This window comes from Roseomonas sp. WA12, from assembly GCF_054165765.1.
Window position 1 is genome coordinate 4,390,030 of sequence record NZ_CM135108.1, and the last position, 13,133, is coordinate 4,403,162.

Consider the following 13,133-nt stretch of genomic DNA (forward strand, 5'->3'; position numbering starts at 1 on the left):
CTGCCTATCCTGGAAGCTGCCATGCCCACGCCCTCAGAGCTGAGCCGCGACCTGCGGCTGCGCACCGATCCCGACCTGCGCCGCCGCCGCTGGCTGGTCGGCCTCTCCTTGCTCGGCGTGGCCATCGGCCAAGTCGTCACGCTGTACCAGACCGGCATCATCCGTCGCCTGCCTGACCCGCCCGTGGGCCCTTTCGATTCCGAGCGGGTGAACGCCTCGGACTACGCCTACAAGCGGCTCCAGATGCCGGACGCCGTCCTGATGATCGCCACCTATGCGGTCACCGCGGCCCTGGCCGCGGCCGGTGGGCGGAACCGGGCGGAGGAGCAGCCCGGGTTGCCCTTGGCGCTGGCGGCCAAGACGCTCTTCGATGTCGGCACCAACCTGAAGCTGGCGCAGGAGGAATGGGCGGACAACAAGGCGCTCTGCGCCTACTGCCAGACCGCCAGCCTCGTCTCGATCGCCTCGCTCGCGCTCGCCTTGCCCGAGGCTACTCGGGGGCTGCGGACTCTGCTGCGGCGTTGAGCAGTCCGTTCCGCTTCGACCCCACTGCTCGCGGCGCCGCGCTTTCCCTTTGCGAGGCGGCAATCGCCGCGTTCCTGCCGGACGTGCGGGAGGTCACGGCGGAAGCCCTTTCTGCGCGGCTGGAGAGGGATCCGCCAATTCTGCTCGATGTCCGCATGCCGGAAGAGTACGCCGTGGGCCGCATCCCCGGCGCACGCCTCGCACATCCGGGCACCCCGGTCTTGGAAGTGCTGACCTGGGCCGAGATCGCGGACGGCACCTCGATCGTCCTCTCCTGTTCCGTCGGCCTGCGTTCCGGCCGCATGGCCAAGGCGTTCCTGGATTACGGACTGCCTCCAGTGCGCGTGTATAACCTGCGCGGTGGGATCTTCCGCTGGGCGCGTCTCGGTTTGCCCATGGTGGACGACCGCGGCCCGACCCGCGCCGTCCACCCTTTCGATGCGCGCTGGGGACGGCTGCTGGACCGCTAGCGCCGCAGCCACGCCAGGAGGCCCGCCCAGCCGCGTGCCCAAGGGCCGAAGATCCGCGCCTCGTAGGCGGAGAAGGCGACGGCCTTTGAGAGTTCCGAACGGGTGGGATAGGGCACCACCGCCCCGGACATGGCCCAGAGCGAGGCCTTGCCGGCGATCGCCAAGCTCCAGGGCAGCACCATCTCCCCGGCGCCTGAGCCGACAATCGTGACGCCGACAACCCGGCCGCGGGCGGCGACGACTTTCAAGAAGCCCGCCGTATCGCCCTCCGCGACCGCCCGGTCGTTCTCCGCGAACCTCTCGCGATGCACCTCCACCTCCGGGTACCGCTCCCGCGCCTGGGCTTCAGTTAGCCCCAGTTGGGCCAACTCGGGATCGGTGAAGGTCACCCAGGGCAGTACGGCCTCATTGGGCTTTGCGGGGATGCCCAGGCCAAGGCTTGTCACGACCAGTGCTCCCTCCTGGCCCGCGCGGTGCGTAAAGCGCGGGCCCGCGCGGCAATCGCCGATTGCCAGGATACGGGAATTGGTGGTCCGGAGCCGCGTATCCACGCGGATGCCACCCGGGTCCACCGCGACGCCGGCCGCGTCCAGCCCCAAACCTTCCACCGCGGCCCTGCGGCCGGTCGCCACCAGCAGGTGGCTACCCATGATCGCGCTCCCGTCGTCCATGCCGAGGCGCACGCCGCCCTCCGCCGGGGCCGCTGTCATGGCGTGGATGTCGCGCAGGATGGTCACGCCCTCAGCAACAAGCCGGTCCAGCACCACTGCCGCCGCTTCGGGATCATCCCGCGTAAAAGGCTGGCCACCCGCGATGACTGTCACGGCAGCACCCAGCCGGCGGAAGGCCTGGGCCATCTCCATCCCTACGGCACCGCCACCGACGACGAGGAGCTGGGTCGGCAGGCGGTCGAGGTCCCAGAGCGTTTCATTGGTCAGATGGGGCGTTTCGGCCAGGCCCTCCAGCTCTGGAATAGCAGGGCGCGAGCCGACCGCCAGCACGATCCGCGGCGCAGAGAGCACCCGCCCCGCCGCGGCAACGCGCCCCGTTCGGTCGAGCAGGCGTGCCTCTCCGCGGATCACCTCCACACCCCAGGCCCGGAAGCGCTCCTCTGAGTCGTGCGGCGCGATCGCCGCAATGGCGCCGCGGAGATGCGCGCGCACACGGTTGAAGTCGATCTCCGGCTCTGACGCCGTGATGCCCAGGCGCGCCGCGTCCCGCACGGCCTGCGCCCGGTGTGCCGCAGCGAGCAACGCCTTGGAGGGAACGCAGCCTGTGTTCAGGCACTCGCCACCCATTCGGTCACGCTCCACCAGCGCAACACGCAGGCCAAGTCTGGCGCAACCTCCGGCGGCGGTCAGTCCGGCGGCACCGGCGCCAATAACGATCAGATCGTGCGTGCGCGCCAAAGCGGCCCCCTCGCGCCGCCCGCGCGATGTTGAGGGGGAAGACTATGGCCGAATGACCCTGCGTGACCACATCCTGCCCGACCAGAGCCTCGGAGTGCCCTGTGACAGTCGAAACCCCTATCGCCCCGGCGCCCGCGGCCAAGTTCCGTGATCCCCGGACTACTGCAAAGGGGGAGAGACGAGCCGCGGTCGGTCTGTCGGCCCTGCGGACGCTGTGGTTCAACACCGGCACGCTCTGCAATCTGACCTGCGCGAACTGCTACATCGAGAGCTCCCCGCGCAACGACGCCCTCGTTTACCTCTCGGCCGCTGATGTCGCGTCCTATCTCGATGAGATTCAGCGCGATGCCTGGCCGGTGGAGGAGATCGGTGTCACCGGCGGCGAACCCTTTATGAACCCCGACATCGTGCCGATGCTGGCGGACGCGCTGGGCCGGGGCTTCCGTGTCCTTGTCCTCACCAATGCCATGCGGCCGATGATGCGCCACGCGGAGGCCCTTGCCGCCCTCAACGGCGCGTATCCCGGGCAGCTGACACTTCGCATCAGCCTGGACCACCATGCTGCAGCCCTGCACGACATGGAGCGTGGTGCCGGCTCTTTCGAAAAGACGATGCAGGGGTTGGGATGGCTCGCGGAGAACGGCTTGCGGATCAACATCGCCGGCCGCGCTGCCTTCGGGCACGAGCCGGAGGCAGCGCTGCGCGAGGGCTACGCACGCCTTCTCGCTGAGCGCGGCGTCCCGCTGGACGCGGGCGATCCCGTGGCCCTCATGCTCTTCCCGGAAATGGATGCGGCCGCCGAGGTTCCGGAAATTACCGAGGCGTGCTGGGGCATTCTGAACAAATCGCCGAACAGCGTGATGTGCGCCTCCTCCCGCATGGTGGTTAAGCGGAAGGGGGCCAGGGCTCCCGCCGTCCTCGCCTGCACCCTCCTGGCCTATGATCCGCAATTCGAGCTGGGCGCCTCCCTTGCCGAGGCGAACAGGCCCGTGCCGCTGAACCACCCTCATTGCGCCCGTTTCTGCGTCCTCGGCGGTGCGGCATGCAGTCGATAGTGGAACCGGCGATGCTCACCTTTCAAAGCGCGATGCTATCGGTCGTGCAGACCACAAACCTCGCGCGATTGCGCAGTGCCTGAGCCGTTGACCAGCAGATTGAGCATCCCACCGACGAGCGAGGACCCATAAACCGCGTTCCAGCGCACAGGCGCACAGGCGCACAGGCGCACAGGCGAATGGTGCGCCGGTCGTCAGATGCTCGATCCCTCCGGTCGAGACCGTTCTTGCAGGCCCCTATCTTGCCAAGCGCATGCAGGGCGCAGCGAACTAGCCTAAAGCGAGTGTACGACGTCGGCGGTCATTCAGCTCCGCCTGTCCTGGCATTGTCAGGCGGCAGGCGGCCCAACAAGCATTTCTCGATGCGCCGCCGGATCTCTTCGGATGTCAGCCGAGCCATTTGCAATCCAAGCAGCCGGTTGCAGATCGGACCAAAGCAGAGCTCTCCATGAATCGCCCAGGCGAGTTCCACGGCATCGGCGCCCGCGTGTCCGGAGCGATTCTGCGCTATGGCCCGCAAGCCTGCTGCGACCGGCTGGATCACCCGCGACCGGATGGACGTCATGTAGTTCTGGCTTGCTCGCTGATTCTGCAGCCCCGAGAACGCAAAAATCCGCAGCCAGGGACCGTCTTCCAAGGCGTCGAGATAGGATGCCTGTCACGGCCTGGGCAACCTGCTCCCAGCTCGCGCGATTTGCGAAAGGGCGGCCCGAGCCGTAGCAGCTGACGAAAGCCTGCATGATGACGGGACGGGGGCGAGCGAGCTCCTCCATGCCGAACCCAAGCTGTGCCAGTGCATCGGGGCGATACCCGTTCACCACAACGTCGGGCACCCGCACCAGTTCGGCGAAGCGCGCAGCCCCTTTCACGCTCTTGAGGTCGAGAAAACAGCTGTGTGTCCCTCCCTGCGGGGACGGATGGTATCGAGGCGAACCTACCGGGAGCGTATCTCTGTTCAGAGCCGTGGCGGCCGGGTCCGCCCACCTTGCGCATGTCACCCGGCCCTGGGACAGGGCTGACGTGTCAGCGCAGCTCAGGCCCTGCCGCTTCGGCCGGCGTCGACCCATGTTGTCGGCCCCACTGCCCGTGAGGAAACGCCTTGCATGATCGCGGACCACCGATCCCTCCCCGGAAAGGGCCGCGACGCCGCTCGCTGGGTGCTTGCCGCCATCTACTTCGTGGCCGGCATTTTCCACCTTGTCGTGCCCGATCCCTTCCTGCTGATCACGCCGGACTGGGTGCCCTTTCCGCGGCAGGTCATCCTGCTGACAGGTCTCTGCGAGGTCGCCGGCGCGGCCGGCCTGCTGACGCGCAGGTTTCGCCGCGCGGCGGGGGTCGCGCTCGCGCTCTACGCCGTCCTCGTCTTCCCCGCGAACATTAAGCACGCGCTCGATGGTTTGCCGGCCGGGGAGGTGCATCTCGGCTGGTGGTATCACCTGCCGCGCCTGGCCCTGCAGCCCGTGGTGGTGTGGTGGGCCCTGTTCGCGGGCGAGGTCGTGGACTGGCCGTTTAGGCCCCGAGGTCGGCGCGCCGTTGGCTCTGTTCGCCTGCCCTGACAGGGGTAACTTCGGAGCGGACGGCTTCGGATCGGATCCGACATCTCCGAAGCCGGAACCGGTGTGGCGCGTTGGGGCTGCACCGCGGAGGGGGACGGTTCCTGCGCCGCGTGTGGGCAGGAATGACAGTGACCAGTCTCGACCGGCTTCTGGCGACCCTCGTCGTTCATCTCCACTCCACCTCGGTCTGCACCATCGGGCAGGGCTGGCGGCTTGCCTTCGGACCCTTCGAGACCGTGACCGTCCACCACGTCCTCGCCGGATCGGGAACCGTGCGGGTTGGCAACGCCTCTCCGCTGACCTACTCGGCCGGCAGCGTCATCGTCGTGCCGCCGCGCCAAGGCCATGTCGTCGGTGACGTCCGGCCCGAGGCGCCGGAGGCGAAGGCGGAAGAGCATTGCGGCCCCTTCGCGGACGGGCTCGCGGCTTTCACGGCCGGCGACAGCCCTGACACGCTTCTGCTCTGCGGCTCCATTCCGGCCCCTCACGGGCGCGCCCTGGGCCTTTTCGACCTGATGGGAGACGCGGTGGCGGAGGTGCCGGCCGATGAGGCTGGCCGTCTCGTCTTCGACCTCATGCGGGCGGAGGTCGCAGCGCCTGGCCACGGCACGGCAGCGATGACCGAGGCGCTGATGAAAGCCTGCCTCGTCGCCCTGCTGCGCGGGCGTTTCAGGCGCGCCGGCAGTCCTCTCCCGACCGATCTTCCCGGCGATCCCCGCCTCGCCCGCGCTGCCCTTGCCGTGCTGGAGAACCCCGGCGCTCCGCACACCGTCGCAGGCCTTGCCGAGAAAGCCGGAATGAGCCGTGCCTCCTTCGCGGATCATTTTGCCCGGGCACTCGGCAGCGGTCCCATGGAGTTCGTGCAGTCAGTGCGGCTTCGCGCTGCTGCGCGGCTCCTCGAAACGACGGATCTGCCGCTGAAGGTTGTGGCGGCAGCGGTTGGTTACAGCGACCCCACCTCACTCTCCCGCGCGTTCCGCGGGAAGTTCGGGACGGACCCGACTGCCTATCGCAGCCTGGGCGGCCAGGAATGGCCGGGCTCGTCGGATGGTCGGCGAGAGAAGCTTCCTTGCGTCGAGTCCGCCTCGCGGATCACCGGGATTGAGGCGGAGCGATCGGGCTGACAGTGCGTCCAGAAAGGCCGACGCGGCGTCCAACTCGTCTGTGAGAGGGGCAACTCTTCGATGCTCCCAAGGCTTTTGACGCGTCCGGAAAGGGCCCGATCTGGCTAGGTCGCGCCGTTTCTGAGCAGGACCATCGGAGACTCATCAGCATGACGAAGACCACGGCCAGAGGCCTCCGGGCCGCCCTCCTCGCCGGCACCACGGCGGGCTGCCTCGCCCTGAGCGGGATGGGGCAAGGGCTTCATGCCCAGACAGCCACGACGGGAACGACCCCGGCCACGACGGCACAGCCGGCGACCGCGCCGGCCAGCCCCGCCGCGGATATGGCAGCCGTTCTCCAGACCCTGACCGCGCTCGGCGCCAAGCCTTTCGAGACCCTCTCCCCCAGCGAGGCACGCCGTCAGCCCAGCCCGGCCGACGCGGTGAAGCGCGTCATGAGCGACCGCGGCATCCAGCTGCCGCCCGCGGTCGCCGCGGTGCAGACCCGCGACCTGCAGGTGGACGGTGCGGTCGGGCAGCTGCCCGCGCGTCTCTACACGCCCGGCAACCGGCCCGCCGGCGCCGCGGCCCTGCCGCTGATCGTCTACTGGCACGGCGGCGGCTGGGTCGTCGCGGATCTCGACACCTATGACGCAACGCCTCGTGCCCTGGCCGCCATGACCGGCGCCGCGGTGCTGTCCGTGCATTACCGCCAGGGGCCGGAGAACCGCTTCCCCGCGGCGCATGACGACGCGGTGGCGGCGTATCGCTGGGCCCTGGCCAATGCGCGCCAGCTCGGCGCCAATCCGGAGCGGCTCGCCGTCGCCGGTGAGAGCGCGGGCGGCAACCTCGCCCTCAACGTCGCGATCGCGGCGCGGGACGGCAACCTGACCCGTCCCGACCACGTCCTCGCTGTCTATCCCGTGGCGGGCGCCGACATGAACACGCCCTCCTACCAGGAGAACGCGAACTCGCTGCCGCTCTCGCGCGGCGGCATGGAGTGGTTCGTCAAGAACGCCTTCGACAGCGCGTCCCAGGCGCAGGACCCGCGGGTCAACCTCGTCGGCCGCAACGACCTGCGCGGCCTTCCCCCGGTGACGATCGTCTCGGCCCAGATCGACCCGCTGCGGAGCGAGGGCGAGACCCTCACGGCGCGGCTGCGCGAGGCGGGTGTGGATGTGCAGCAGCGCACCTATCCCGGCACCACCCATGAGTTCTTCGGGATGGCGGCCGTGGTGCAGAGCGCGCAGCAGGCCCAGGCCTTCGCCGTCGAGCGGCTGCGTCCGGCCCTGGGTGGTCAGGCGTCGGCACCTGCCCAGCCCGTCGCCACGAACGCACCCGCGAGCCCGGCCGCGGTGCCGTCGCTGAGCCGCGAGGAGGCGGGCCGCCTGATCGGTACCAACCTTGTCGGCGCCAATGACGAGAAGGCGGGCGAGATCGAGAACCTCGTAGCAGACGGGACGGGCCGCGTCGTGGGCGCCGTCATCGAGTGGGGCGGCTTCCTTGGCATCGGCGAGCGTCGCGCCATCATTGCGATGGAGCAGATCCAGTTCGGTGCCGACGGGCGCGGGCGCCTTCGGATAACGCGCGACCAGCTGGAGGCGCTGCCCCGTTTCGAGCGCGATAAGCTGAACGACCTCGGCCAGCAGCAGCGCCTCGGTGAGAACCTGCAGCTGCTTCGGAACTAGTAACGATGGCTGATGGACCCGCGGGGACAGATCCCGCGGGTCCAGGGCTGTGCGCGTCATGCCCTACTTCATCGAACGGATTGCTCGACCGGCGGCGCGCCGTGCCTTCTGGTCCGGCTGCCGCTCGGGCGGTGGCAGAAGCGGCACGCCCGCCGCGAGAAGCACCGTTGCGTGCCGCCGACCACGTGAAGGGCGCGACACGGTGCAGTCGCATGCCGCAGCGGGTCTGTTGGCTTCGGCGGCGGCGAGAGGAACGCTGTGGACTCTAAGAGCGGCGCGGTGACTAGGACAATCCAGGCGGCCAGCAGGAGAGCGCAGCCGAGGACAGGGTTCACCGGCGGGCCCGCCCAGCCGATCGCGTCCGTCACGCCGTCTCTTCGGACAGAGTTCTGGGAGCCGCGCGTCGTGTACATACAAGCGCTTCATGAACAAGATCATTGAGGAAGCTTCACGCAGCAGATGTGTGAGGCTGCCGAACCATGGGCTATGAACGAGGCAGTAGGTCGCAGCCGCCGCACGTCTTGGCGTCTTCAAAGGAAATTGCTGGATGTTGGACCAACGCTGCCGTTGCTGCGGTTCCGCGGCTCACCGAATCGAAGCATCGGGCCGACGGGGCTTCTTCAAGCGGACGATTGGCATGGGGCTCATTGCAACGGGTGTGAGTGGCTTGAGGGCCATGGCCGCTGATCCTGTTGCACACACCTCGCTCACGCCAGACGAGGCACTGGCTCAACTGAAAAAGGGCAACGACGAGTACCAGCACGAGGCGCCCTACAACTTCGCGCATGGGCGTCAGCGCCGGATTGAACTCGCCAGGGGCCAAGCGCCATTCGCTGTTCTGGTCGGATGTTCCGACAGCCGTGTGCCGCCTGAACTTCTGTTCGGCCGAGGGCTCGGCGAGTTGTTCATCGTCCGCAACGCCGGAAATACGGTCGACACCGCAGCACTGGGCAGCATCGAGTACGGTGTGGGCGTGCTGGGATGCCCTCTGGTGGTGGTCCTGGGGCATGAGGGATGTGGCGCGGTTTCCGCTGCATTGGACGTTGTGGAGCGGAACGGTACTTTTCCGGGCGTGATCGGTGAGATGGTGCAGCCCATCATCCCCGCCGTACTCTCTGTGCGTGATGCGAACGGAAAGGTGTCGCTCGATGAAGCTGTGATTGCGAACGCGCGCAGGGTGGCCAACCGCCTCCGGACGCAGAGCCCAGTGCTGACGGCTGCGATCGAGCAGCGGAAGCTGAAGGTTGTGGCGGCGCGTTATGATCTCGATGATGGTGATGTGACTTGGTACGAGGATAACTGATCCCTGGGCTGATCCGGAGATAGTCGAACGACTTCGTTCAGCTGGCGGACTTCTAGATGGCCCGCGCGGCTCAACCTGGCAGGCGGACGGGGTGGGTTCCCCCGCCGTCCACCAGCCATCAACGACCATGGCGGGGCCGAGCATGAACGCCGCCGCGTCTGAGCCCATGTGAGTACCGCTGCGGCAATCTCATCGGGCTTGCCAGCAAATCGCACGAAGCAGGCGCCAAGGGACAACCCGCGTGTCGCCAGTGCTTTACTCTGAAATGCAGACCCTCACCGCACGCAGCGAGACCGCCGCGACCTTCGCCAAGGCTGTCCAGGCGTTCGACCGAACCCGGCCGGTCTGGATTCTCGGCCACAACGACGCGGACGGGCTCTCCGCTACCGCCCTCTTCGCCCGAGCCTTCGAGGCGGCGGGTTGGGCGGTGCGGACCCGCATCCTAGGCCGAGGCGAAAGTCCCTGGTCGAACGCGATGCGGGCGGAACTGGCGGATGAGTCGGCAGGTGGATGCGTCATCACCGACCTGGGTGTGCGGGACACGCCGCCGAAGCCCGGCGTGCCCACCGTTGTGGTGGATCACCACATCCCCGGCGCGCCGCCGGCCGGCGCCACGGTCATCAGCGGTCACGGGATGGACCCAATCCCGACCTCTTCGCTGCTAGCCTTCTGGTGCGCCAATGCCATTGCCGAGGCGGAGCCCTGGCTGTGGCTGGCAGCGGTGGGGTTGATCGGGGACATGGCGGAGAAGGCCGGGTTCCCCGAGATGGAGGCGGCCCGGCGGTACGGCGTGACCGCCTTGCGGGATGCCGCGGCACTGGTGAACGCGCCGCGGCGCAGCGCATCGGGCGATGCTGCCCCGGCCCTGCGGCTGCTGATGGAGGCGGACGGGCCGAAGGACGTGCTGTCGGGCGACCGTCCGGAGGCGGCGGCCGTGCAGGCAGCACGGGCGGAGGTGAAGCGGGAGCTGGAGGCGGCACGGCGGGTTGCACCGGTGGTTCGGGGCGAGGTGGCGCTGATCCGCTTCGCTTCGCCCACACAGATTCATCCCCTGATCGCCCAGCAATGGCGGGGGCGGTTACGGGACAGGATCGTGGTGGCGGCCAATACGGGGTACCGGCCGGGTTGGGTGCATTTCGCTGTCCGCTCTGGCGAGGACCGCGACCTGGTCGGGTTTCTGGCCGAACACCGGCCGCCTGGTGCGGACGAGATGTACGGGTCCGGCCATCGCCAAGCGACGGGCGGGGCGCTGCGGCCAGCGGACTGGAATGTTTTTATCAAGGGGCTCGGCTTCGATGCCGAAGCTATCGTGCCGGAAGGAGGCGATGCGCCGGTCCGGGATTAACTGCTCGACCGTTTGCGTCGCCGTGCGAACAGGGCAGGCCGACTGACGCGTCGCTTCGTGCGGGCGCAGCGACGCCTGGGCAGGCTGGCCGGATAGATCAAAATGCGAGCCGTTTTTGCCTCATTCAAAGTCGGAGACCTGTGAGCGCTGATCTCCGCTTCTCGGCAATCGCCGGCTTCTGAGCAGGCCTTCCGCTGCCTGCAAGATCCAGGACATTTTGAACTGGGAGGGGGGCGTAAGACTCTTGAGCTCTGATCGGTGCTGATACCGGCATGTCGGTCAGGGAGTAGTTGTCAGGGAGTGCTACAAAGAATCCGATCTTGCTCCGCACCGGTCGAACACATCAAGGCGTCGCTGTCAGTGCAGCGATTCCGAACGAGGCTGATCCTGCGTGTCTTCTTGGCTTTCTTGACTGGTTGATTTTACCAGTTCGCGGCCGAGCGCTATCAAGAGGTGCCGGGCAACTGCACGCAAGGGTGCGCCTTCGGTCCCCATCTGCTCCAACTCCTGGTAGGTTGAAATCGCTTTGTCGGTTGCGCGAATCAGCGGGCTCAGCTCCTCCTCAACGTGCGTTGTCAGGAAGACCGCCCCATCCTCCGCATGCCCTTCCCCTCTGCTCTCTGTGATGTCGATGACGATGCCACGACCGCGTATGACGACACCGTCCGTATCCGTCTCGAAGCGACCACGCGCCAGGATCCACCGCGTGTCGCTCAAGGAAGGGCAGGTGCGGTACTCCGCGACGAACAAGCCCCCATTCGCGACGACTCCTGCGAGTTGCCGCTGAAAGCCGGGAAGGTCATCGGGATGGATGGCGTCCGATGCGGCCTGGAGCGGAAGGCCCTGCTCGGCCTGGTGAGCCGGGAGCCCGAAAAGGGCGGCGCAGATCGGATCGGTCCGCATGCAATCGCCCGCGACTTCCCATTCCCAGACGCCAACGTTGGTGGCTGAGAGAGCGTCCGGTAGCAGATTGGCGTTTGGCTGCCCGATTGCGTAGGCCATGCTCCTCCTACAGCCTCCCGTCAGCTGTGCTTGTGTTCAGCAGCATCATAAATAACGCAAGCATAAGTAGTGCAAGAACGATTCTGCACAATCGCGATGGGGCTGATATCGGCAATTGGTGAGGGCGGCTCATTCACTATCTACGCTTTCAAGACCTATCCAACGCCGAAACTACGGTTGCTTCGGGCGCGATATGGCGTTTGCGGTCCTTCTTGAAGGCGCAGCCAATTCACTCTGGATTGCGGATTGAGGCGTGTCAGAGCAGGTGTAGAGTGCATCGCTCGCCGGAGCTAAACCCCTGTGCAGGCCTTCGCTCCTACCGCTTGGGCCAGACCCAGGGTGGCGGGTCGAGGTCGGCTGCGGAGGTCTCGCCGAAATCCTTGTGCAGCCGCACCGCCGTGACCTCGCCAGTGCCATGTAGGGCGTCGATTAGCGTCTCGTTATGGCTGACCACCACGACTTGGCACCGCCGTGAAGCTTCCGTGAGGAGCTGCGCAAGGGGTGGCATCAAGGAGGGGTGTAAGCTGGCCTCGGGCTCGTTCAGCACCATCAGCTCCGGCGGCCTTGGCGATAGCAGCGCAGCCACGAGCAGGAAGTAACGCAGCGTGCCATCGGAGAGCTCGGCTGGGCTCAGTGGTCGCAGTAGGCCGTGCTGGTGCAGGAGGAGGCCGCCGTGGTTGCCCGGCCCTGTTTCCAGTCGCGCACCGGGAAAGGCGTGCTCCACCGCCTCATGCAGGGCCGCTGCATCCCCGATCGCGTCGATGGTGGCTATGGCGGCCGCGAGGTCCGCGCCGTCGCCGCCGAGCACCGGGGTGTAGGTCATCACCTGTGGGCGCCGCGCCGGCGCGTCCGGGTCGGTGCGCAAAGCATCGTAGAACCGCCAGTTCCGCAGGCGCTCGCGGGCTGCGAGGAGCTCCGAGCCGTCCGCCGCGTCGGCGCAGTGGGTGACCATGGAGTCGAAGGATGACAGGTCCAGGGCCACGTCGCGCCAGGTTGAGTCGCGCGCGCGACGGAGCCGGACATGAGGTCCTCGGCGCTCAGCGAAGACGTTGGCGCGGCCAGGCAACTCGCCAGTCCACATTGCCTCCAGCTTGATCGCCGGGTCGAGCGGGAAGGGATGGTCCGGCTTCGGCAGCCCCAGGTCGATCGCGTAGCCGTACTCGTCACCGGAGAAGCCGAGGCGAAGGCTGACCGGTGCCTTGCGGATTGTGCCCTGGATGGGGTGTATCCCCGCGCGCATGCCTCGGCCGATCTCTTCCGGGCCGGCCCAGAGCGTTGAGGTCAAGCCGCCCTCCGCAGCCAACGCCGCGACGAGACGGCCCTGCGCCGCCTCGGCCAGGAGGCGGAGCGAGCGATAGAGGCTCGTCTTCCCGCTGCCGTTCGGGCCCGTGATAACCGTTAGCGACCCCAGGGGCACGACAAGGTCGCGGAGCGAGCGGTAGCCGGAGACGGCGAGCGTGGTGATCAACCCTGGCGTCCCTTTCAGCTACGGTCGAGGATGTCGCGGGAATGGTAGCCCCATGGACATCAGCATATCGCCAGCCGCAAGGCCGACAGCACCGATGCAGCCAGGAACGGCCTGCTTGTCCTGATAGCTTACATCTTGCTCCCTCGCCGATAACGCGGTGTCGCGGTCTTTCTGTATGAGGAATGGCAGCTCGTGGCCGGAGCATCCGA

12 protein-coding genes and 1 pseudogene are annotated in these 13,133 nt (G+C 67.5%); 8 read left to right on the forward strand and 5 right to left on the reverse strand.

Annotated elements, in window-relative coordinates; genetic code table 11:
- Nucleotides 1-21 precede the first annotated feature (21 nt).
- Nucleotides 22-525 (forward strand): vitamin K epoxide reductase family protein, encoded by a 504-nt coding sequence (locus ACVBD7_RS20795; protein ID WP_458095148.1) that lies wholly within the window; start codon nt 22-24, stop codon nt 523-525.
- On the forward strand, nt 522-995 hold the full coding sequence (locus ACVBD7_RS20800) for a rhodanese-like domain-containing protein (RefSeq protein ID WP_458095149.1): 474 nt from the start codon (nt 522-524) through the stop codon (nt 993-995). The genes ACVBD7_RS20795 and ACVBD7_RS20800 overlap by 4 nt, the downstream gene beginning before the upstream one ends.
- Here the strand turns inward: ACVBD7_RS20800 and ACVBD7_RS20805 are convergent.
- Entirely contained in the window at nt 992-2,404 is a 1,413-nt protein-coding gene (locus tag ACVBD7_RS20805) for a dihydrolipoyl dehydrogenase family protein (protein WP_458095150.1), read from the reverse strand. The two genes, ACVBD7_RS20800 and ACVBD7_RS20805, sit on opposite strands and share 4 nt — an antisense overlap.
- A gap of 101 nt (nt 2,405-2,505) precedes the next feature.
- On the opposite strand from ACVBD7_RS20805, the gene ACVBD7_RS20810 reads away from it, so the two are divergent.
- Entirely contained in the window at nt 2,506-3,459 is a 954-nt protein-coding gene (locus ACVBD7_RS20810) for a radical SAM protein (protein ID WP_458095151.1), read from the forward strand.
- 301 nt (nt 3,460-3,760) lie between these two features.
- On the opposite strand, the gene ACVBD7_RS20815 is transcribed toward ACVBD7_RS20810, so the two are convergent.
- The gene (locus ACVBD7_RS20815) at nt 3,761-4,096 is read right to left on the reverse strand and encodes a hypothetical protein (RefSeq protein WP_458097762.1); all 336 of its coding nucleotides are present in this window, start codon (nt 4,094-4,096) and stop codon (nt 3,761-3,763) included.
- Nucleotides 4,097-4,160: 64 nt separating this feature from the next.
- A pseudogene (locus ACVBD7_RS20820) lies at nt 4,161-4,526 on the reverse strand (CoA transferase); the annotation flags it as partial.
- A gap of 36 nt (nt 4,527-4,562) precedes the next feature.
- On the opposite strand from ACVBD7_RS20820, the gene ACVBD7_RS20825 reads away from it, so the two are divergent.
- From ACVBD7_RS20825 to ACVBD7_RS20845, 5 genes are all read left to right on the forward strand, one after another.
- On the forward strand, nt 4,563-5,015 hold the full coding sequence (locus tag ACVBD7_RS20825) for a DoxX family protein (protein WP_458095152.1): 453 nt from the start codon (nt 4,563-4,565) through the stop codon (nt 5,013-5,015).
- A 128-nt stretch (nt 5,016-5,143) separates the two neighbouring features.
- Nucleotides 5,144-6,139, forward strand: a complete 996-nt coding sequence (locus tag ACVBD7_RS20830) for a helix-turn-helix domain-containing protein (protein WP_458095153.1) — start codon at nt 5,144-5,146, stop codon at nt 6,137-6,139.
- A 149-nt stretch (nt 6,140-6,288) separates the two neighbouring features.
- Nucleotides 6,289-7,806, forward strand: coding sequence for an alpha/beta hydrolase fold domain-containing protein (locus ACVBD7_RS20835; protein ID WP_458095154.1), 1,518 nt, complete (start codon nt 6,289-6,291; stop codon nt 7,804-7,806).
- 676 nt (nt 7,807-8,482) lie between these two features.
- Nucleotides 8,483-9,109: a carbonic anhydrase gene (locus tag ACVBD7_RS20840; RefSeq protein WP_458095155.1), complete on the forward strand. Its 627-nt coding sequence runs from the start codon at nt 8,483-8,485 to the stop codon at nt 9,107-9,109.
- Between the two features lie 241 nt (nt 9,110-9,350).
- Nucleotides 9,351-10,454, forward strand: coding sequence for a hypothetical protein (locus ACVBD7_RS20845; protein ID WP_458095156.1), 1,104 nt, complete (start codon nt 9,351-9,353; stop codon nt 10,452-10,454).
- A gap of 357 nt (nt 10,455-10,811) precedes the next feature.
- Here ACVBD7_RS20845 and ACVBD7_RS20850 read toward each other — a convergent pair whose 3' ends face one another.
- A complete protein-coding gene (locus tag ACVBD7_RS20850; protein WP_458095157.1) occupies nt 10,812-11,456 on the reverse strand; it encodes a PAS domain-containing protein in 645 nt (214 codons plus the stop codon).
- A 316-nt stretch (nt 11,457-11,772) separates the two neighbouring features.
- The gene (locus ACVBD7_RS20855) at nt 11,773-12,924 is read right to left on the reverse strand and encodes an AAA family ATPase (protein WP_458095158.1); all 1,152 of its coding nucleotides are present in this window, start codon (nt 12,922-12,924) and stop codon (nt 11,773-11,775) included.
- Between the last annotated feature and the right edge of the window lie 209 nt (nt 12,925-13,133).

What these genes read in the sequence shown, in the direction of transcription:
- ACVBD7_RS20825 (WP_458095152.1), top strand. Translation starts at nt 4,563, where the DNA reads ATGATCGCGGACCACCGATCCCTCCCCGGAAAGGGCCGCGACGCCGCT.
- ACVBD7_RS20840 (WP_458095155.1), top strand. Translation starts at nt 8,483, where the DNA reads ATGGCCGCTGATCCTGTTGCACACACCTCGCTCACGCCAGACGAGGCA.
- ACVBD7_RS20795 (WP_458095148.1), top strand. Translation starts at nt 22, where the DNA reads ATGCCCACGCCCTCAGAGCTGAGCCGCGACCTGCGGCTGCGCACCGAT.
- ACVBD7_RS20835 (WP_458095154.1), top strand. Translation starts at nt 6,289, where the DNA reads ATGACGAAGACCACGGCCAGAGGCCTCCGGGCCGCCCTCCTCGCCGGC.
- ACVBD7_RS20850 (WP_458095157.1), bottom strand. Translation starts at nt 11,456, where the DNA reads ATGGCCTACGCAATCGGGCAGCCAAACGCCAATCTGCTACCGGACGCT.